At 70.7% G+C, this 18,853-nt stretch carries 19 protein-coding genes; 14 read left to right on the forward strand and 5 right to left on the reverse strand.

The window, feature by feature from the left end; all coding sequences use genetic code 11:
• Positions 1 to 117 precede the first annotated feature (117 nt).
• From OG595_RS29020 to OG595_RS29075, 12 genes are all read left to right on the forward strand, one after another.
• Positions 118 to 462 carry a histidine triad nucleotide-binding protein gene (locus OG595_RS29020; protein ID WP_329277039.1) on the forward strand — a complete coding sequence of 115 codons (345 nt, stop codon included), beginning with the start codon at positions 118 to 120 and terminating at the stop codon, positions 460 to 462.
• 41 nt (positions 463 to 503) lie between these two features.
• A complete protein-coding gene (locus OG595_RS29025; RefSeq protein ID WP_329277041.1) occupies positions 504 to 1,412 on the forward strand; it encodes a ribonuclease Z in 909 nt (302 codons plus the stop codon).
• Positions 1,413 to 1,465: 53 nt separating this feature from the next.
• Positions 1,466 to 2,461 (forward strand): adenosine deaminase, encoded by a 996-nt coding sequence (locus tag OG595_RS29030; protein ID WP_329283281.1) that lies wholly within the window; start codon positions 1,466 to 1,468, stop codon positions 2,459 to 2,461.
• Positions 2,462 to 2,601: 140 nt separating this feature from the next.
• Complete coding sequence (locus tag OG595_RS29035; RefSeq protein WP_329283284.1) at positions 2,602 to 3,729, forward strand: carbohydrate kinase family protein; 1,128 nt, start codon at positions 2,602 to 2,604, stop codon at positions 3,727 to 3,729.
• Positions 3,730 to 3,880: 151 nt separating this feature from the next.
• Positions 3,881 to 4,948, forward strand: coding sequence for a PhoH family protein (locus OG595_RS29040; protein WP_329277043.1), 1,068 nt, complete (start codon positions 3,881 to 3,883; stop codon positions 4,946 to 4,948).
• Positions 4,949 to 4,961: 13 nt separating this feature from the next.
• Positions 4,962 to 5,462: an rRNA maturation RNase YbeY gene (gene ybeY / locus OG595_RS29045; RefSeq protein WP_164320078.1), complete on the forward strand. Its 501-nt coding sequence runs from the start codon at positions 4,962 to 4,964 to the stop codon at positions 5,460 to 5,462.
• Positions 5,459 to 6,772, forward strand: a complete 1,314-nt coding sequence (locus OG595_RS29050) for a hemolysin family protein (protein ID WP_329277047.1) — start codon at positions 5,459 to 5,461, stop codon at positions 6,770 to 6,772. Before ybeY ends, OG595_RS29050 begins: the two co-directional genes overlap by 4 nt.
• Positions 6,769 to 7,128 carry an MmcQ/YjbR family DNA-binding protein gene (locus OG595_RS29055; RefSeq protein ID WP_329277049.1) on the forward strand — a complete coding sequence of 120 codons (360 nt, stop codon included), beginning with the start codon at positions 6,769 to 6,771 and terminating at the stop codon, positions 7,126 to 7,128. The genes OG595_RS29050 and OG595_RS29055 overlap by 4 nt, the downstream gene beginning before the upstream one ends.
• 267 nt (positions 7,129 to 7,395) lie before the next feature.
• A complete protein-coding gene (locus OG595_RS29060) occupies positions 7,396 to 7,755 on the forward strand; it encodes a cytidine deaminase (protein WP_329277051.1) in 360 nt (119 codons plus the stop codon).
• A gap of 250 nt (positions 7,756 to 8,005) precedes the next feature.
• A complete protein-coding gene (locus OG595_RS29065; protein WP_329277053.1) occupies positions 8,006 to 8,500 on the forward strand; it encodes a hypothetical protein in 495 nt (164 codons plus the stop codon).
• Positions 8,501 to 8,748: 248 nt separating this feature from the next.
• Positions 8,749 to 10,080, forward strand: a complete 1,332-nt coding sequence (locus OG595_RS29070; RefSeq protein ID WP_329283288.1) for a beta-xylosidase — start codon at positions 8,749 to 8,751, stop codon at positions 10,078 to 10,080.
• A 149-nt stretch (positions 10,081 to 10,229) separates the two neighbouring features.
• Positions 10,230 to 11,288 carry a WxL protein peptidoglycan domain-containing protein gene (locus tag OG595_RS29075; RefSeq protein WP_443073167.1) on the forward strand — a complete coding sequence of 353 codons (1,059 nt, stop codon included), beginning with the start codon at positions 10,230 to 10,232 and terminating at the stop codon, positions 11,286 to 11,288.
• On the opposite strand, the gene OG595_RS29080 is transcribed toward OG595_RS29075, so the two are convergent.
• Positions 11,182 to 11,520, reverse strand: a complete 339-nt coding sequence (locus tag OG595_RS29080) for a P-II family nitrogen regulator (RefSeq protein WP_327694816.1) — start codon at positions 11,518 to 11,520, stop codon at positions 11,182 to 11,184. The two genes, OG595_RS29075 and OG595_RS29080, sit on opposite strands and share 107 nt — an antisense overlap.
• Complete coding sequence (locus tag OG595_RS29085) at positions 11,517 to 12,836, reverse strand: ammonium transporter (protein ID WP_329283292.1); 1,320 nt, start codon at positions 12,834 to 12,836, stop codon at positions 11,517 to 11,519. Before OG595_RS29085 ends, OG595_RS29080 begins: the two co-directional genes overlap by 4 nt.
• Before the next feature lie 272 nt (positions 12,837 to 13,108).
• Here OG595_RS29085 and era point away from each other — a divergent pair, with 272 nt between their 5' ends.
• Positions 13,109 to 14,092, forward strand: coding sequence for a GTPase Era (gene era / locus OG595_RS29090; protein WP_329277055.1), 984 nt, complete (start codon positions 13,109 to 13,111; stop codon positions 14,090 to 14,092).
• 214 nt (positions 14,093 to 14,306) lie between these two features.
• Here era and OG595_RS29095 read toward each other — a convergent pair whose 3' ends face one another.
• Complete coding sequence (locus OG595_RS29095) at positions 14,307 to 15,155, reverse strand: helix-turn-helix transcriptional regulator (protein WP_329277057.1); 849 nt, start codon at positions 15,153 to 15,155, stop codon at positions 14,307 to 14,309.
• A gap of 122 nt (positions 15,156 to 15,277) precedes the next feature.
• Here OG595_RS29095 and OG595_RS29100 point away from each other — a divergent pair, with 122 nt between their 5' ends.
• Complete coding sequence (locus OG595_RS29100) at positions 15,278 to 16,132, forward strand: NAD-dependent epimerase/dehydratase family protein (RefSeq protein WP_329277059.1); 855 nt, start codon at positions 15,278 to 15,280, stop codon at positions 16,130 to 16,132.
• 85 nt (positions 16,133 to 16,217) lie between these two features.
• Here OG595_RS29100 and OG595_RS29105 read toward each other — a convergent pair whose 3' ends face one another.
• Both OG595_RS29105 and OG595_RS29110 read right to left on the reverse strand, forming a co-directional pair.
• Entirely contained in the window at positions 16,218 to 17,474 is a 1,257-nt protein-coding gene (locus tag OG595_RS29105; RefSeq protein WP_329277061.1) for an MFS transporter, read from the reverse strand.
• On the reverse strand, positions 17,471 to 18,805 hold the full coding sequence (locus OG595_RS29110; RefSeq protein WP_443073168.1) for a GH1 family beta-glucosidase: 1,335 nt from the start codon (positions 18,803 to 18,805) through the stop codon (positions 17,471 to 17,473). The genes OG595_RS29105 and OG595_RS29110 overlap by 4 nt, the downstream gene beginning before the upstream one ends.
• Positions 18,806 to 18,853 lie beyond the last annotated feature (48 nt).

The following is an 18,853-nucleotide window of genomic DNA, read 5'->3' on the forward strand; positions in this document are numbered from 1 at the left end:
CACAGTTCACTCACAGCCGGCCGTGCCGACCGTGCCGGATGCCGAGCGCCCAGTCGTGGCTGCCGGGGGTCGATAGCATGCCCACGTAATGATCGGCGAGCGTGAGGAGGCACACGCATGGCGGACGAGAGCTGTCTGTTCTGCAGGATCGTCGAGGGGCAGATCCCGGCGACGATCGTCCGGGAGACCGACACGACCCTCGCCTTCCGGGACATCAACCCCCAGGCGCCGACGCACATCCTGGTGATTCCCAAGGTCCACCACCCCGACGCGGCCTCCCTCGCCGCCGCCGAACCCGGCATCGCCGCCGATGTGCTGCGCGAGGCCGGGGAGATCGCCGGTGAGGAGAAGCTGGACAGCTACCGCGTCGTCTTCAACACGGGCAGCGGCGCCGGCCAGACCGTCTTCCACGCCCACGCGCACATCCTCGGCGGGCGCGGCCTCCAGTGGCCGCCCGGGTAGCCGGGCCGGCCGGCACAACGAATCAAGGTCGGTAACTTCCTTTGTCCGCACGTGAACTGGTGGTCCTCGGCACCGCCAGCCAGGTACCCACCCGGCACCGCAACCACAACGGCTACCTGCTCCTCTGGGACGGCGAGGGGCTCCTCTTCGATCCCGGCGAGGGCACGCAGCGCCAGATGCTGCGGGCCGGGGTCGCCGCCCACGACCTCAACCGGATCTGCGTCACGCACTTCCACGGGGACCACTCGCTCGGGCTCGCCGGAGTGATCCAGCGCATCAACCTCGACCGCGTCCCGCACGAGGTGACCGCGCACTACCCGCGCTCCGGGCAGAAGTTCTTCGACCGGCTGCGGTACGCCACCGCCTACCGCGAGACCGTCCAGATCGGCCAGGCGCCGGTGGCGGGGGAGGGGGGAGTGCTGGTGACCACGGCCGGATACCGGCTCGAAGCCCGCAAGCTCTCCCACCCCGTCGAGTCGTACGGCTATCTCCTCGTCGAGCCCGACGGGCGCCGCATGCTGCCGGAACGGCTCGCCGAGCAGGGGATCAGGGGGCCGGACGTCGGACGCCTCCAGCGGGAGGGGTCCCTCGGGGCCGTCACCCTCGACGACGTCAGTGAACTGCGGCGCGGACAGCGGTTCGCGTTCGTGATGGACACCCGGCTGTGCGAGGGGGTGCACGCGCTCGCCGAGGGGTGCGACATGCTCGTCATCGAGTCGACCTTCCTCGACGAGGATCTGCGACTCGCCGTCGATCACGGGCACTTGACCGCCGGGCAGGCGGGAGCCGTCGCCCGGGAGGCCGGTGTGCGGCACCTCGTCCTCACCCACTTCAGCCAGCGCTACTCCGAGCCCGCCGAGTTCGAGCGGCAGGCGCGGGCGGCGGGGTACGAGGGGGAGCTGACCGTCGCCCACGACCTGCTGAGGGTGCCGGTTCCGAAACGGCGGTGAGGCGGTAGGGCGGTACGGCGTTGAACCAGCCGTACGATTCTCCGATGTCCCTGATGTCCCTCCCCAAAGCCGAACTGCACCTTCACATCGAAGGCACCCTCGAACCCGAGCTTGCCTTCGCGCTCGCCGCGCGCAACGGCGTCGTGCTGCCGTACGCCGACACCGACGAGCTGCGGAAGGCGTATCTCTTCGAGGACCTCCAGTCCTTTCTGAACCTGTACTACGGGCTCATGGCCGTCCTGCGCACCGAACAGGACTTCGCGGACCTCGCGAACGCCTATCTCGCGCGGGCCGCCGCCCAGGGCGTACGGCACGCGGAGATCTTCTTCGATCCGCAGGCCCACCTCGCCCGGGGCGTGAGCATGGGGACGGTCGTCGACGGGTTGTGGCGGGCGCTGGGGGAGAGCGAGGCGGCGCACGGCATCTCCACTCAGCTGATCATGTGCTTCCTGCGCGACGAGTCCGCCGAGTCGGCGATGGAGACGCTGGAGGCGGCCGAGCCCTACCTCGACCGGATCACCGGTGTCGGGCTCGACTCCGCCGAGGTCGGGCATCCGCCGGCGAAGTTCCGCGAGGTGTACGAGGCCGCCGCCGGGCTGGGGCTGCGGCGCGTGGCGCACGCGGGGGAGGAGGGGCCGCCCGAGTACATCACCGAGGCCCTCGACGTCCTCGGCGCCGAGCGGATCGACCACGGGCTGCGCTGCATGGAGGACCCGGAGCTGGTCGCGCGGCTCGTGCGGGAGAGGGTGCCGCTGACGCTGTGTCCGCTGTCCAACGTGCGGCTGCGGGCCGTTGACGTCCTGGCCGGGCATCCGCTGCCCGCGATGCTCGACGCGGGCCTGCTGTGCACGGTCAACTCCGACGACCCCGCCTACTTCGGCGGTTACGCCGGAGACAACTTCGGGGCGGTACGGGAAGCCCTTGGCCTGGGCGAGGAGCGACTGCGCGAACTGGCACGGAACTCCTTCCTCGCCTCGTTCCTGGAACATGACGAGGAGCGCCGGGCGCGGTATCTCGCCGAGGTGGAGGCGTACGAGTTCGGGGGCTGAGCGCTCCCCACCAGGGCCCCACCAGGTTCCCCTCAGGATCCCCCGGACGGCGCGCGCCGGCTTCGGGACGGGAGAGGCGGGCTGCTGTCAGTGGTGTGGTGCAGACTGGCCTGATCCGCACCATCGTCAGGGAGCGCACCGTGATCGCGTCCACCGCGTCCACCGGAGAGGGACCGTCCTACCCCCAGGTCCAGGTCGACCCCCTGGCAGCCCTGCGCACGCCCGGCGAACCGCCGTGGGATGTCTACCTGACGGGCACCGTCTTCCTCGACATCATCTTCACCGGGCTCGACTCCGCCCCCGTGCGCGGCACCGAGTCCTGGGCGCGCGGGATGGGGTCCAGCCCCGGCGGGGTCGCCAACATGGCCACCGCGCTCGCCCGGCTCGGCCTGCGGACCTCCCTCGCCGCCGCCTTCGGCGACGACCACTACGGGGAGTACTGCTGGGACGCCCTCGAACAGGGCGAGCACATCGACCTCTCCACGTCACGCATGGTCCCCGGCTGGCACTCCCCGGTCACCGTCTCGATGGCGTACGAAGGTGAGCGCACGATGGTCTCCCACGGCCACGAGCCGCCCCCGGAGGAGCCCGCCCCCGACTGCCCGCCGCACGCCCGCGCCGCCGTCGCCTCCCTCACCCCCGGTGTCCGCGCCCCCTGGATCGCCCAGGCCGCCCGTAAGGGTGCCCGGATCTTCGGCGACGTCGGCTGGGACGACACCGGCCGCTGGGACCTCGCCGGTCTCGCCGACCTGGAGCACTGCGAGGCCTTCCTGCCCAACGCGGAGGAGGCGATGCGCTACACCCGCACCGATTGCCCCCGCAAAGCCGCCCGCGCCCTCACCGACCACGTACCGCTCGCCGTCGTCACCCTCGGTGCCGAGGGCGCGTACGCGGTGGACGGGCGGACCGGGGAGACGGCCGAGGTGCCCGCCATCGCCGTCGAGGCACTCGACCCCACGGGCGCCGGCGATGTCTTCGTCGCGGGCTTCGTCACCGGCACCCTCGCCGAGTGGCCGCTCGCCGACCGCCTCGCCTTCGCCGGCCTCACCGCCGCCCTCTCCGTCCAGGACTTCGGCGGCTCCCTCTCCGCCCCCGGCTGGTCCGAGGTGGGGGCCTGGTGGCGGGAGATCCAGTCCCACGAGCGCCAGGACCCCGCCGCCCTGCGCCGGTACGCGTTCCTCGCGGACCTGGTGCCCAGAAGCGCCAGACCCCGCCCGTGGCCGCTGCGGCGGGCCGTCCCGACGATCGGTTTCCGCAGATCGGCCTGAGCGCGGACGCCGGACCGTGACCGGGTACACCGGACCGTGAGCGAAAAGCCCTACGGCGTTGTCAGTGCACCGTCGTAGGCTGGGTGCGGAAGGCTACCCACGTGGTAAGCGAGCCTCATTGAGGAGGTCGTGCAGGCCTACGAGCCGGCCCATGACTCAGACACCCACAGCTCAGCCCCCTGCGCGGGGGCAGGCGCGAGCGCAGTTCACCGTCCCGGCCGCCCACCCCATGGTGTCCCTGCTGGGTTCAGGCGACTCCCTCCTGCGCGTGATCGAAACGGCCTTCCCGGCGGTCGACATCCATGTCCGGGGCAATGAAGTCAACGCCACTGGCGAAGCGGCCGATGTCGCCCTCGTCCAGCGGCTGTTCGACGAGATGATGCTGGTGCTCCGCACCGGACAGCCGATGACGGAGGACGCAGTGGAACGCTCGATCGCCATGCTCAGAGCGAGCGGGAACGGGGAGGGCGACGGCCAGGAGACCCCGGCCGAGGTCCTCACGCAGAACATCCTGTCCTCGCGGGGCCGCACCATCCGCCCCAAGACCCTCAACCAGAAGCGCTACGTCGACGCCATCGACAAGCACACCATCGTCTTCGGCATCGGCCCGGCCGGTACCGGCAAGACGTACCTCGCCATGGCGAAGGCCGTGCAGGCACTTCAGGCCAAGCAGGTCAGCCGCATCATCCTGACCCGCCCGGCGGTCGAGGCGGGCGAGCGCCTCGGATTCCTCCCGGGCACGCTGTACGACAAGATCGACCCCTACCTGCGCCCGCTGTACGACGCGCTGCACGACATGCTCGACCCGGACTCGATCCCGCGCCTGATGGCGGCCGGGACGATCGAGGTCGCGCCGCTGGCCTATATGCGTGGCCGTACGCTCAACGACGCCTTCATCATCCTGGACGAGGCCCAGAACACCAGCGCCGAGCAGATGAAGATGTTCCTCACCCGGCTCGGCTTCGAGTCGAAGATCGTGGTCACGGGTGACGTGACGCAGGTCGACCTCCCCTCCGGGACGAAGTCGGGTCTGCGGCAGGTGCAGGACATCCTCGAAGGCCTCGACGACGTCCACTTCTCGCGGCTCACCTCCCACGATGTCGTCCGGCACAAGCTGGTCGGCCGTATCGTCGACGCGTACGAGAAGTACGACAACGAGAACGGTACGGAGAACGGCACCCACAAGGGTGTCCGGGACAGCCGTAACAAGCGGAAGTAGACAGACCAGCACCATGTCGATCGACGTCAACAACGAGTCCGGAACCGAGGTCGACGAGCAGGCGATCCTCGACATCGCCCGCTACGCGCTCGCGCGGATGCGCATCCACCCGCTCTCCGAGCTCTCGGTGATCGCCGTGGACGCCGACGCCATGGAGCAGCTGCACATCCAGTGGATGGACCTGCCCGGTCCGACCGACGTCATGTCCTTTCCGATGGACGAGCTGCGCCCGCCGTCGAAGGACGACGACGAGCCGCCGCAGGGGCTTCTCGGCGACATCGTGCTCTGTCCCGAAGTCGCCGAGAAGCAGGGCAAGGAGGCCGAGACACAGCACTCCATGGACGAGGAGCTCCAGCTCCTCACCGTCCACGGCGTGCTGCACCTCCTCGGCTACGACCACGAGGAGCCGGACGAGAAGGCCGAGATGTTCGGCCTCCAGGCCGCCATCGTCGACGGCTGGCGCGGCGAGCGGGGCATGACCGGTCCGTCGCCCGCCCCGACGGTCTCCTCATGAACCCCCAGCTCGTCACCGGTGCCATAGCGCTGGTCGTCGTCGCCTGGCTCGCCGCCTGCGCGGAGGCGGGCCTCGCGCGTGTCTCCAGCTTCCGTGCCGAGGAAGCCGTACGCAGCGGCCGGCGGGGCAGCGCCAAGCTGGCGCAGATCGCCGCCGACCCGACCCGCTATCTCAACGTGGCGCTGCTGGTGCGGGTGGCCTGCGAGATGGCCGCCGCCGCGCTCGTCACCTACGCCTGCCTCAAGGAGTTCGACCGGACCTGGCAGGCCCTCGCCGTCGCCATCGGCGTGATGGTGCTCGTCTCGTACGTCGCCGTCGGTGTCTCGCCGAGGACCATCGGGCGTCAGCACCCCCTCAACACGGCCACGGCAGCCGCGTACGTCCTGCTGCCGCTCGCCCGGGTGATGGGACCGATCCCCTATCTCCTCATCCTCATCGGCAACGCCCTCACGCCCGGAAAGGGCTTCCGGCGCGGCCCGTTCGCCTCCGAGGCGGAGCTGCGCGCGCTGGTGGACCTGGCCGAGAAGGAGTCCCTGATCGAGGACGACGAGCGCCGCATGGTGCACTCCGTCTTCGAGCTGGGCGACACCCTCGTCCGGGAGGTCATGGTCCCGCGTACGGACCTGGTCGTGATCGAGCGGTACAAGACGATCCGGCAGGCGCTCACCCTCGCGCTGCGCTCCGGGTTCTCGCGCATTCCGGTCACCGGGGAGAGCGAGGACGACGTCGTCGGGATCGTGTACCTGAAGGACCTGGTCCGCAAGACGCACATCAGCCGGGACGCGGAGAGCGAGCTGGTGTCGAGCGCCATGCGGCCCGCCGCCTTCGTACCCGACACGAAGAACGCCGGTGACCTGCTCCGTGAGATGCAGCGCGACCGCAACCACGTCGCCGTCGTCATCGACGAGTACGGCGGCACGGCCGGCATCGTGACCATCGAGGACATCCTGGAGGAGATCGTCGGCGAGATCACCGACGAGTACGACCGTGAACTCCCGCCGGTGGAGGAGCTCGGCGACGAGCGTCACCGCGTCACGGCCCGCCTCGACATCACGGACCTCGGCGAGCTGTACGGGCTCGACGAGTACGACGACGAGGACGTGGAGACGGTGGGCGGGCTGCTGGCGAAGGCGCTGGGCCGGGTACCGATCGCCGGTGCCTCGGCCGTCGTCGAACTGCCCGACGGGCGCGGACTGCGGCTCACCGCGGAGGCCGCGGCCGGTCGTCGGAACAAGATCGTGACGGTGCTCGTCGAGCCGACCGATCCCGCGGCGGCGCCGACGGAGGAGAAACAGGGGAGCGAGGCGTGACTCCGCAGGAACTGCGTGCCTTCTGTCTGTCCTTCAACTCCGCTGTCGAGGACTTCCCGTTCAGCCCGGGGATCTCGGTCTTCAAGGTGCTGGGCAAGATGTTCGCCCTGTCCTGGACGGACAACCTGCCTCTGAGGGTCAACCTGAAGTGCGGTCCGGAGGACGCGATCCGGCTGCGCGCCGATCACCCGGGGCTGATCATCCCCGGGTACCACATGAACAAACGGCACTGGAACACGGTGACGGTGGACGGGGAGTTGCCCGATCAGCTCGTACGGGAGCTGATCGAGGACTCGTACGACCTGGTGGTGGCCGGTCTGCCGCGCGCGGAGCGGTTGCGGCTCGACCGGCCCTGACGGGCATGACCGGCTCCGGTCCTAGTACGGCAGGATGCGGCCCGAGGGCGTCCTGCGGTCGATGGGGAGGTCGCGGGGCGAAGGAGCGCTGGGCCGACGGGTGACGCGGATGCGGGTCTGGCGGTTCATAACGCCTCCTCATGGCTCGCGGTTCCTGGGTCATGCCCTGATCGCCGGTACCTGATACCTGTTCTTGTGTGACTTCCTTGTGTCATGAAGCCTCAGGCGGCCTCAGCAGGGGACAAACCGCGTAAGTATGCTCATGGCATGACCGACAGCATCGCGCCCGACCTCGATCCAGAGGACCGCAAGATCGTCACCCTCGCCCGCTCCGCCCGGGCCCGCAACGGCGTTCCCGAGGGGGCAGCCGTACGGGACGAGACCGGACGTACGTATGTCGCGGGCACGGTCGACCTCGACTCGCTGAAGCTCAGCGCGCTGCGGACGGCGGTGGCCATGGCCGTGGCGTCAGGGGCGAATTCGCTGGAGGCGGCGGCGGTCGTGACCGGTGCGGAGGGCGTGCCGGCGGTGGACCTGGCGGCCGTACGGGATCTCGGCGGGCCCGCGACCCCGGTGCACGTGGCCGGACCGGACGGTGTGGTGCGGGTGACGGTGTCCGCCGGGTGAGGTGAGACCGGGTGCCCGGGCGACAGTCGGTCTTCGGCCACTTTCCGGGCGCCCCGGAAGAACTCGTAGAGCGTCTCTTGCAATCGCGAGCAACCCACGCATCAATGGAACCCGCTCTTCCGACGGACCGTCAGATTCCACCGCGAGGCGCCCCGCACCCGCCCCGCGGCTGACCGCACCCGGCCGCCGTACCCCCCACATCGCAATTCCCCACATGGCAATTCCCGTACCAGGGAAGGGAATCCGATCGATGACAAGCACGACAGTACGCAGGCCTGCGCGCAGGCGGCTCGGTATCGGTGCGGTACTCGCGGCGGGCTCGCTCGCCGTCACCGGACTGGCCTTCGCGCCGGCCGCGGCGGCCGTCACCCCCACCTCCGCGACCATCACCTACGGCTGCGGCCTGTTCGGTGGCGGTTCGACAACTCTCACCGTCGTACAGGACGGCACCGCGGCAACGATCACCGTCAGCTCCAACATCACCGCCCCACTCGCTCTGGCCGCCGACTCGATCGCCTCCACGCTGACCCTGGCGAAGGCGACCGGCGGCACCACCGCGTTCACCGGTACGAAGAACCCGGCCACGGCCACCGGTGCCACGGTCACCGTCGGACCGCTGAGCGGCACCGTCGCCTCCGGTGACACCCTCGAAGCGGGCGGCGGCACACTCAAGATGGTGCTCTTCGGCATCACCGTGACCTGTACCCCGACCGCGAACCAGTCACCGGGGCCGTTCGTCTTCTAGTGACGGCCCGCCTCCCCGCACCGATCCGAAGTGCGGCCGGCGTCGCTCGCTCCGCGGCGGCGCCGGCCGTTTCCGACTGGGAAACCGGGAACTGATGGACCGTCAGTTCACTTTCCCCGACTCCGGGTTATTCCGTGAGATTGCATTGACTTCTCGCACAACCTGCACATCAATGGCCCCCTGTCGGCGCAGATGAGCCGCTGCGCCCGCATCCCTCAGAGGGGGCAACCATGGCCAACACGGCATCCATGGGTTCGACCGGTCGAAGACGACGACGCCTGGCCGCGCTGCTCGGGGCGACCGCGCTGGCGGTCACCGCGGGCGGTGCGCTGGCCGTCCCGGCCGGAGCAGCCACCACGGCGTCCGTCGCCGTGGACTTCGCCACGCACTGCGTACCGCCGCCGATCGCGGGCCTTCCGCCGATCGACGGCACCACCACCGCGCAGATCACGGTGGACAACACCACTCCCAAGGTCGGCGACACCGTCACCGTGACGTACACGGTGGTCAAGCCGGCCGCGAGCAATCCCACCGATCTGGCGCTGCCCGCCGACATCATGACGCCCACCGGAAAGGTCACCCTGGGCGGAGCGCAGACCGGCGACATCACCGTCGCGGGGCCCAAGAAGAACGACCCCGTGCCTGGCAAGGGCGCTTTCCCGTCCTTCTCGATGACCGGCACCTTCACGGTCACCGCGCCCGGCGCGATCACCCTCTCGCCCGGCGACTACAACATCCACACCAGCTACATCCTTGAGCTGGACACCCCGTGCACGGTCCTCACCCCGCCCGCACCCGTCTCCGAGACGATCACGGCGACGGACGGGACCCAGACCAACACCCGTGCCATCACACTGGGTTCGGCCTCCGGAGCACCCGGGGCCAACGTCACCGTGAACGGCGCCAACTTCACCCCCGGCGCCACGGTCACACTCGCCGGCCGGTCCGGGGCCACCCAGACCGCCGACACCGCGACCGTGACCGCGGACTCCCAGGGCGCCTTCAGCGGCACCCTCGCCGTCAACGACAAGACGACGACCGGGGTCGTGGCGTACGAGGGCAGCGCCTGGAGCGACACCAAGGGCGCGGGTCCGGCCGCCTACGTCGTCATCGACAACACGCCCATTCCCGACAACAGCCAGAAGCTCACCACCACCGTCAAGGCGGGCAAGCTGTCCATGTCCCAGGCCGGGGACGCCGTCCAGCTCTCGGCGGTCGACTTCGGCAAGGGCGGCGCCTCTACCGGGTCGCTGCAGACGGTGACCGTCCAGGACTTCCGCGGCGGACCCGCGGGCTGGTCCCTGACAGGCAAGGTCACCGACTTCACCGGACCCGGCGCCAAGATCGACGCCGGCAAGCTCAGCTGGACCCCGGCCTGCACCACCAAGGCCGGAAGTCCCAGCACCTGCCGGCCCGGTTCCCCCGGCGTGGTGGGCGGTACGGGAGCCACTCTGGCCTCCACACCCGACGGAACGGTCACCGGCGGTGAGTTCACCGTCGACGCCGGACTGTCGCTGGACGTACCGGCGTTCACCCCGCCGGGCACGTACTCCGGCCTGCTCACCCTCACCCTCACCTGAGCAACCGTCCATCCGGACACCGCTCATCCGAACAACCTGCACCTGAACGACCTGCACCTGAACAACCAGTACCTGAAAGGCCGTTCGTCATCCGGTGGCCGGGCGCGCACCCGCCCGCCCACCTACCTCGTCCGTGGGGGTCCGCACCCATGTCGCTCCCGATGCGTCGCAAGCCGTACGTCCTTCTCGCGCTCCCCATGCTGCTGCTGGCGGCGTTCGGTGCGTCACTCCTGGCGTCCGCCCCCGCCCGAGCCGCCGACAACGGCAGCTGGTCGGTCTTCCCCCTCGCCTCCGCCGTGGCGCAGCGCCCGTACTTCTACCTCTCCGCCGATCCCGGTACGACCGTCGAGGACAAGGTCACCGTCGCCAACAAGACGGGCAAGCCGCTCACCTTCCGGCTGTACGCGGCCGACGCCTACAACACCGTCCGCGACGGCGGGTTCGCGGTACGCACCCTCGCGGAGAAGCAGCGCGGCGTCGGCGCCTGGGCGCGGCCCGCGAAGTCCCGGGTCACCGTGCCCCCGCACAGGTCTGTCACCGTGCCCTTCACGCTCCGGGTGCCCGAAGGGGCCGAACCCGGCGACCATGTGGGCGCGTTGGTCGCCCTCGACGAACGGATCGACGCGGGCGACGGCTCACTGGCCCTCGGGGTGCAGCGGGCGGTCGGGGCGCGGATCTATCTGCGCGTGAACGGGCCCGCCGTCTCCGCCATCGCCGTCGAGAAGGTCAGAATCAGCCACCACCAGCCCCTCGTCCCCGGCCTCGGCGACAGCACCGCCACGATCTCCTACACACTCCACAACACCGGGAACGTCACCCTCGACCCCCGGGTGGAGGTGCGGGCGCAGGGCCTGTTCGGCCGTACGCTGCTCGCCCGCGACCTCTCCGGGCTCCCCTCCGAGCTGTTGCCCGGCCAACGGGTCCGGCTCACCGAACCCTGGCAGGACGCGCCCCAACTCGACTGGGGCGACGTCACGTTGACGGCGTACGCCAAGGACACCCGTGAGTCGGCGAGCGTGTCCTTCTTCGCGTTGCCGTGGCTCATGGCCGTGGTGGTCGTGGTGTTCGGCGCTGCGGGCTCGGTGCTGGGGGTCAGGTGGTTCAGAGAGCGTCGGGACCGCGCTCGCCCGTCCGAACCCGGACCACCGTCTCCACCGGAAGAGCCCACACCTTCCCGTCCCCGATCTTCCCCGTCCGCGCGGCCTTGACGATCGCCTCGATGGCGGTCTCGGCGTCCGCGTCGTCGACGACGACCTCGATACGGACCTTGGGGACGAGGTCGACCTGGTACTCGGCGCCGCGGTACACCTCGGTGTGCCCGCGCTGGCGCCCGTAGCCGCTGGCCTCGGTCACGGTCAGACCGTGCACGCCGATTTCCTGGAGCGCGGTCTTGACCTCGTCGAGGCGGTACGGCTTGACGATCGCGGTGATGAGCTTCATGCCTGGCTCTTGACCTTCTGCGCGGAGGAGTGGGAGGAGTGTGCGGCGGACGACACCGGGGCCCCGTGGCCCAGGACGCCGTGATCGTATGCCGTCTCGGCGTGCACCGTAAGGTCGAGACCGGTGTGCTCCTCGTCCTCGCCCGCCCGGAACCCCATGATCCGGTCGATCAGCTTCCCGATGCCGTACGTGACGGCGAAGGCGTAGGCGCCCACGGCCACCACGGCGACCGCCTGCCTGCCGAGCTGCCCGAGGCCGCCCCCGTACAGCAGTCCCTCGGCCCCGCCGGTCATCGACCCGGCGGCGAAGACCCCGATCAGCAGGGTGCCGATCACTCCGCCGACCAGGTGGACGCCGACGACGTCGAGCGAGTCGTCGTAGCCGAACCGGAACTTCCACCCGACGGCGTACGAGCAGACGACACCGGCGGCGAGCCCCACGACCAGCGCGCCGAGGAGCGAGACGGACCCGCAGGAGGGCGTGATGGCCACCAGACCGGCGACCGCGCCGGAGGCCGCGCCCAGCGTCGTGGGGTGACCGTCACGGCGCTGCTCGACGAAGAGCCAGCCGAGAAGGCCGGTGCAGCCGGCGGCGAGGGTGTTCAGGAAGACGGCGGCGGCCAGTCCGTTGGCGCCGAGCGCGGACCCGGCGTTGAACCCGAACCAGCCGAACCAGAGCAGACCGGCGCCCAGCACGACCATGGGGAGGTTGTGGGGCCGCATGGCTTCCTTCCGGAACCCGAGGCGCGGTCCGAGGACCAGGCAGAGCGCGAGCCCGGAGGCGCCGGAGGTGATCTCGACGGGCAGGCCGCCGGCGAAGTCGAGGGCGCCGAGGTGTTCGAGAATCCAGCCGCCCGGACCCCACACCCAGTGGGCGACGGGAACGTATACGAGCAGCGCCCACACCGGCACGAAGACCAGCCAGGCCCCGAACTTCGCCCGCTCGGCGACCGCGCCGCTGACCAGGGCGGCGGTGATGATCGCGAAGGTGAGCTGGAAGGTGGCGAAGAGGAGGGTGGGGACGGTGCCCCGGACGCTGTCGGGGCCGAGCCCCGACATGCCCGCGTGCTCCAGTCCGCCGAGCAGTCCGCCGCCGATGTCGTCCCCGAAGGCGAGGGTGTAGCCGGCGGCCAGCCACACCACCGTGACCAGGGCTATCGACACGAAACTCATCATCAGCATGTTGAGCACGCTCTTCGTGCGGACCATGCCGCCGTAGAAGAGTGCCAGGCCCGGGGTCATGAGGAGCACGAGGGCGGTGGCGGTGAGCAGCCAGGCGGTGTCGCCGGTGTCGATCCGGGCAGCGGCCAGGTTCACGGTGGTCTCGGTGGGCACGGTGTCTCCGGTCTCTCCTGCGGGGGCGGGTGCTCGTCAGAGGGTCACCGGTATGCGTTTCGTGTTCCGTACGGGGGTGTTTCCGGCGCGTTTCGTGTTGCGGGGGAGTTTCCGGAAGCTCACGGAGGTCCGGTGAAGGGCTGCCCCGGGACTTGTCGCAGGGCTGTCGAAGGGCTGTCGAAGAGCCGCCGCGGGGCGGTTGGAGAGCCCCGGTCGGGGCTCGGCGTGCGATGGGTTCCCATGGATCAGGGACAATGGGCGCCATGAGTGTTCGTACACCGTCATCCGAGCCGACCGAGCCGACCGTTCCGTCGGACGGATCGGCCGCGCACCGCGCCGGCTTCGCCTGCTTCGTGGGCCGCCCCAACGCGGGCAAGTCCACCCTCACGAACGCTCTGGTCGGCCAGAAGGTGGCGATCACCGCGGACCAGCCGCAGACGACGCGGCACACGGTACGGGGCATCGTGCACCGCCCCGACGCGCAGCTGATCCTGGTCGACACCCCGGGGCTGCACAAGCCGCGCACACTGCTGGGCGAACGCCTGAACGACGTGGTGCGCACGACGTGGGCCGAGGTCGACGTCATCGGCTTCTGCCTCCCGGCGAACGAGAAGCTCGGCCCCGGTGACCGCTTCATCGCGAAGGAACTGGCGGCGATCAAGAAGACGCCGAAGATCGCGATCGTGACGAAGACCGACCTGGTCGAGGGCAGGGCACTGGCCGAACAGCTCATCGCGATCGACCAGCTCGGCCGGGAGCTCGGGTTCGAGTGGGCCGAGATCGTGCCGGTCTCGGCGGTCGCCGACCAGCAGGTGGACCTGCTGGCCGACCTGCTCGTCCCGCTGCTGCCCGAGGGCCCGGCGCTCTACCCGGAGGGCGACCTCACGGACGAGCCCGAGCAGGTCATGATCGCGGAGCTGATCCGCGAGGCCGCGCTGGAGGGCGTACGCGACGAGCTTCCCCACTCGATCGCGGTCGTGGTCGAGGAGATGATCCCCCGCGAGGACCGCCCCGCCGACAAGCCGCTCCTCGACATCCACGCGTTCGTCTACATCGAGCGGCCCAGCCAGAAGGGCATCATCATCGGCCCGAAGGGCAAGCGCCTGAAGGACGTCGGCATCAAGTCCCGCAAGCAGATCGAGGCACTGCTGGGTACGCCGGTCTTCCTGGACCTCCATGTGAAGGTCGCGAAGGACTGGCAGCGGGATCCCCGTCAGCTGCGGAAACTGGGGTTCTGAGGAGTTCTCCTTCCCACCCACCCGGTTCCAGTCTGCTTGCCGGGTGCCCCTGAACCCTCGATGCCGGCCGGCACCGGCTCTCGCCCTCGCCCGACAGCCGTGGCCCCCGCATGGCTCTCACCGAGATCGAGATCACCGCGGAGCTGTGGCGGCTCGGCGCCAACCTCGCCGCCGCGACGGCCCACCACTGACACCCCGCTCCGGTCGGCCCACCTCACGCCCCGTGAGCCGACAGGTCCTGTATCCCCACCACCCGCAGCAACCGCAGCCGCTCGTACGACTCCGTCCCCGGCCGGGCCGTGTGCACGATCAGCAGCTGGCGGTGGTCGGACACCAGCATGATCTCGCAGTCCAGTTCCATCAGCCCCACCACCGGGTGCACGAACCGTTTCGTCGAAGCCCGGCGTACCGCCACCTCGTGGGACTCCCACAGGCGGGCGAACTCCGCGCTCGCCGACCGTAGTTCGGCCACCAGGGCGCCCGGCACGGGATCGTCGGGCCGGGCCGCGGCGACCGCCCGCAGGTTCGCCACGTGGGAGCGCGCGTGCTCGGCGAGGTCCTCCGGCGGGAACAGCGCCCGGGCCGCCGGGTCCGTGAAGAAACGGCGTACGAGGTTCCGCTCCCGGGGCGGACGCGCCGACACGTCGCCCGCCAGCGCGCTCGCCATCGCGTTCTGCGCCAGGACCTCACCGCAGTCGGTGACCACCTGCGCCGGGGTGTCGTGCAGCCGGTCGAGGATCAGCAGCAGTCCCGGCCGCACATGCCCGGACCCGCTCGCCCGCCGGGGCGGTTCCTCGCCCGCCAGGTGGAAGAGATGGTCCCGTTCGTCGTCGGTGAGGCGCAGGGTCCGGGCCAGGGCGGTCAGCATCTGGCGGGACGGGTGCGGGCCCCTGCCCTGCTCCAGGCGCGTGTAGTAGTCCACCGACATGCCGACGAGTGCTGCCACCTCCTCGCGGCGCAGACCGGGCGTACGACGCCGGGCGCCAGGTGCGAGGCCCACGGCCGAGGGCTCCAGACGGGTACGCCCATGGCGCAGGAAGTCGGCGAGTTCGGCTCGGTTCACCTCCTCAGGATGTCGCCGCCCGCCCGGCTTATCCAGGGTCTGCCGATCCCCTGATCCACGGGTCTCTCCCGCCCCCGAAGGCTCCGCCGGACAGTGGTGGCACCAGACCGGAGGAGAAGATCATGCTGACACTGGTGACGGGTACGACAGGACAGGTCGGCCGGCGCTTCGTACCGAGGCTGCTGGCGCGGTGCCGGCCGGGGGAGCGAGTACGGGTCCTCGTGCGGGACGCGGCGCGAGGTGAGCGGTTCGCCGAGCTGGGCGCCGAGGTCGTGGTCGGGGACCTGCGCGACACGGAGGCGCTCGGCAAGGCGGTCGCCGGGGCCGACGCGGTCGTGAACGTCGCGGCCTCCTTCCGCGGGGTGCCGGACGAGGAGGCGTGGGCCGTCAACCGGGACGCCGCGGTGGAACTGGGCCGCGCCTCGCTGGCCTCGGGTGTTGGGCGATTCGTGCAGGTCAGCACCGGGATCGTGTACGGAGCCGGGCGAGGACGCCCGCTGGTCGAGGAGGACGAGACCCGGCCCGGCGGTGTGATGTGGGGCGCCTACGCCGAGTCGAAGGCGGCGGCCGAACGGGAGCTTCTCGCACTGGAGGGCATGGACGTCCGGGTCGGCCGGCTCCCCTTCGTCTACGGCGAGGGGGACCCGCACCTCGCCCAGTCGCTGATGTGGGCCGCGCACTGGGCGGCGGCCCAGCGGCTGCAGATGGGACACCACGCGGACGTCGCCCAGGGCCTGCTCCGCGTCCTGTACGCACCGGGCATCGCCGGCCGGATCTACAACATCGGCGACTACGCCCCTGTCACGGCGGTCGAACTCCACCAGCTCAACGGGGTGGAGGTCCCCGCCGAGCTGTACGAGAACACCGACCCCGACCCGTGGTTCGGGATCACCTCCACCGAACGCATCCGGAGGGAACTCGGCTACCGCCCGCTGTACCCCAGCGTCTACGCGGCCCAGGACGCGGGCGCGCTGTGAGCCGGCCGTCGGGCCGGCCGTGAAGTCAGCCGCGCGGTCCGCCGTGAAGTCGGGCCGTGCAGTCGTCCGTCGAGCCGGCCGTCGGTCAGTCGACCCCTCTGATCCGCCTCACGAGCACCGCCCCCGCCAGTCCGATCACCGCGGACACCAGATAGAGCACCCGGTACCCGCCCAGATACGTCACGATCGGCGCCGCGAGGGCCGGCGCGGCCACCTGGGGCAGGGCGTTGGCCACGTTGATGACGCCGAGGTCCTTGCCGCGGTCCAGCGCCGTGGGGAGGACGTCCGTCATCAGGGCGAAGTCGACCGAGGTGAAGACGCCGAAGCCGACACCGAGGACCGCAGACGCGACGATCGCCCCCGGCCAGGTCTGCCAGGCGGCCAGCATCGCCGTCGCCACCGCCATGAGCACGCCCGACCAGAGCACGAACGGTTTGCGGCGGCCCACCCGGTCCGACCAGACCCCGCCGACGACGACGGTGGCGAGCAGCGTCACGCTGTTCACCGCCGTCAGGATCAGGACGCCCTGCTCGGGGTCGGAGAGGTCGAGGCGGTCCCGCAGGTAGTACAGGAGGTACAGCAGCACCAGCGCGTTGCTCAGGTTGATCAGGAAGCGGGTCAGCCACGCCCACCCCAGGTCCGGATGCCGGCGCGGGCTCAGCCAGAACCCGGCCAGGAAGGTCCGCCAGGCCCACACCGGCCGGTCCTCGGCCGCGAGCCGCAGATCCTTGTGCCGCAGGACGTACGGCAGCACGCCCAGCAGTGTGAACGCCGCGCACGCCGCATAGCCCGCGCCGACCCCGCCCGCCGCCGTCGCCAGGCCCGTCCCGCCGACCACGCCGAGGATCTGCGCGACACCCAACCAGCCGCCCACGGAGCCTCGTTGAAACCTGGGAACACGGTCGGGGACGGCTGCGGTGACGGCGGCGAAGGCCGCGTTCAGGGTCAGCTGGACCAGGCACCACCCCGCCACCATCGTCCACAGCCCACCGGCCCCCGCCAGCAGCAGCAACGACAGCGCACCGCCCGCCGCCCCGGCCACGATCCACGGCGTACGGCGCCCCCAGCGCGACGTCGTACGGTCCGACAGCGCGCCGAAGAACGGGTTCGCCGCCAGCGACACCAGGGCGCCCGCGCCCGCCACCCAGGCCAGCAGGGTCTCCTTCGACATCCCGGTGCCGGGCGCGAAGTCCTCGGCCTGGGAGGCGAGAAGGATCTGCAGCGGCCCGAACCAGCCCACCCAGATCGCCCCGTTGGCGAGCGAGAGCGAGGCGGTCCAGCCCCGCCCGACCCGGTCCACCGGCTCGGCGAGCGCACCCACCGAGCCGGACACGTCGGTCATCCTCGGTCTCTCTGCGCCCGGAGCAGGTCCCTGAACCAGCCGTAGGAGGCCTTGGGCGTCCGGGTCAGCGCGGCGGGGTCCGAGAAGTCCACGTGGACCAGCCCGAACCGTCGCGCATACCCCTCCGCCCACTCGAAGTTGTCCAGCAGCGACCACACGAAGTAGCCGCGTACATCCACGCCGGCCTCCAACGCCCGGTGCAGCGCCCGGACATGACCGTCCAGGTAGGTGATCCGGTCCTGGTCGTCGAGCCCCTCGTAGGAGCAGCCGTTCTCGGTGATGACGACGGGCGGCAGCCGGTCCCCGTAACGGTCCCGGAAGGTGGTGAGCAGTTCCGTGAGGCCCTCGGGTACGACGGGCCAGCCGAAGTCCGTCACCGGGACCCCCTCGATCTCCTGGACGGAGAAGGGGAGTTCGGCCGGGATCGTCAGCCCGCCGAACTCGATGTCGGCGCCCTGCGGCGCGCCCACCTTCGTCGGGGCGTAGTAGTTGACGCCGTAGAAGTCGAGCGGTTCCCCGATCGCCTTCAGGTCGGCCTCCACGTCGCCCGGCATCAACTCGCCCAGACCTTCGGGGTATTCGCCCAGCAGGATCGGTTCGGCGAACAGCCGGTTGAGGAGGAGGTCGTAGAACCCGGCAGCCTCCAGGTCCTCCTGTTCCTGCGACGCGGGCCAGGTCGGCCCGTGCGAGTTGGCGATCCCGATGTCCGTGGCACCGGCGGCGCGCAGCGCCCGTACGGCCAGGCCGTGGCCGAGGAGCTGGTGGTGGGCGGCCGGGAGCGCGTCGAACATCAGCTGCTTCCCGGGTGCGTGCGCGCCCAACGCGTGCCCGAACAGGGTGTGTTCGGCGGGCTCGTTGAGCGTGATCCACTTCTGCACGCGGTCGCCGAGCCGCGCGGCGACGACGGACACGTAGTCGGCGAACCGGGACGCGGTGTCCCGCTCCAGCCAGTCCAGGTTCACCGGCAGGTCCCAGTGGAAGAGGGTCGGGACGGGACGTATGCCCGCCGCGCACAGCTCGTCCACCAGCCGGTCGTAGAAGTCGAGGCCGCCGGGGGAGTTCACCCGCGGCCAGGAGATCGAGAAGCGGTACGCGTCCACGCCGAGGCCGGCCAGCAGGGCCACGTCCTCGGGGTAGCGGTGGAAGTGGTCACAGGCCACCGCCGCCGTGGAGCCGTCCTTCACGTGTCCGGGCTCGGCCGTGAAGGTGTCCCACACGGAGGGCTCGCGCTGGTCCGCCGCGCCCTCGATCTGGTGCGCCGAGGTGGACACGCCCCACAGGAAGCCGGCCGGGAACTGGGGTATCGGGTTGGTCGCCATGCGCCGGATCATCGGTACCGGGGGTAACGGGTGTCAACGGGCCGGGGTGACGATGCGGTC

Source organism: Streptomyces sp. NBC_01451 (genome assembly GCF_036227485.1).
GTDB lineage: Bacteria > Actinomycetota > Actinomycetes > Streptomycetales > Streptomycetaceae > Streptomyces.

Bases quoted from the DNA above. Each gene is read 5' to 3' on its own strand.
- OG595_RS29020 (WP_329277039.1), top strand. From the start codon at position 118: ATGGCGGACGAGAGCTGTCTGTTCTGCAGGATCGTCGAGGGGCAGATC.
- OG595_RS29030 (WP_329283281.1), top strand. From the start codon at position 1,466: ATGTCCCTCCCCAAAGCCGAACTGCACCTTCACATCGAAGGCACCCTC.
- OG595_RS29040 (WP_329277043.1), top strand. From the start codon at position 3,881: ATGACTCAGACACCCACAGCTCAGCCCCCTGCGCGGGGGCAGGCGCGA.
- ybeY (WP_164320078.1), top strand. From the start codon at position 4,962: ATGTCGATCGACGTCAACAACGAGTCCGGAACCGAGGTCGACGAGCAG.
- OG595_RS29050 (WP_329277047.1), top strand. From the start codon at position 5,459: ATGAACCCCCAGCTCGTCACCGGTGCCATAGCGCTGGTCGTCGTCGCC.
- OG595_RS29060 (WP_329277051.1), top strand. From the start codon at position 7,396: ATGACCGACAGCATCGCGCCCGACCTCGATCCAGAGGACCGCAAGATC.
- OG595_RS29065 (WP_329277053.1), top strand. From the start codon at position 8,006: ATGACAAGCACGACAGTACGCAGGCCTGCGCGCAGGCGGCTCGGTATC.
- OG595_RS29070 (WP_329283288.1), top strand. From the start codon at position 8,749: ATGGGTTCGACCGGTCGAAGACGACGACGCCTGGCCGCGCTGCTCGGG.
- OG595_RS29075 (WP_443073167.1), top strand. From the start codon at position 10,230: ATGTCGCTCCCGATGCGTCGCAAGCCGTACGTCCTTCTCGCGCTCCCC.
- OG595_RS29080 (WP_327694816.1), bottom strand. From the start codon at position 11,520: ATGAAGCTCATCACCGCGATCGTCAAGCCGTACCGCCTCGACGAGGTC.
- era (WP_329277055.1), top strand. From the start codon at position 13,109: ATGGGCGCCATGAGTGTTCGTACACCGTCATCCGAGCCGACCGAGCCG.
- OG595_RS29100 (WP_329277059.1), top strand. From the start codon at position 15,278: ATGCTGACACTGGTGACGGGTACGACAGGACAGGTCGGCCGGCGCTTC.
- OG595_RS29105 (WP_329277061.1), bottom strand. From the start codon at position 17,474: ATGACCGACGTGTCCGGCTCGGTGGGTGCGCTCGCCGAGCCGGTGGAC.
- OG595_RS29110 (WP_443073168.1), bottom strand. From the start codon at position 18,805: ATGATCCGGCGCATGGCGACCAACCCGATACCCCAGTTCCCGGCCGGC.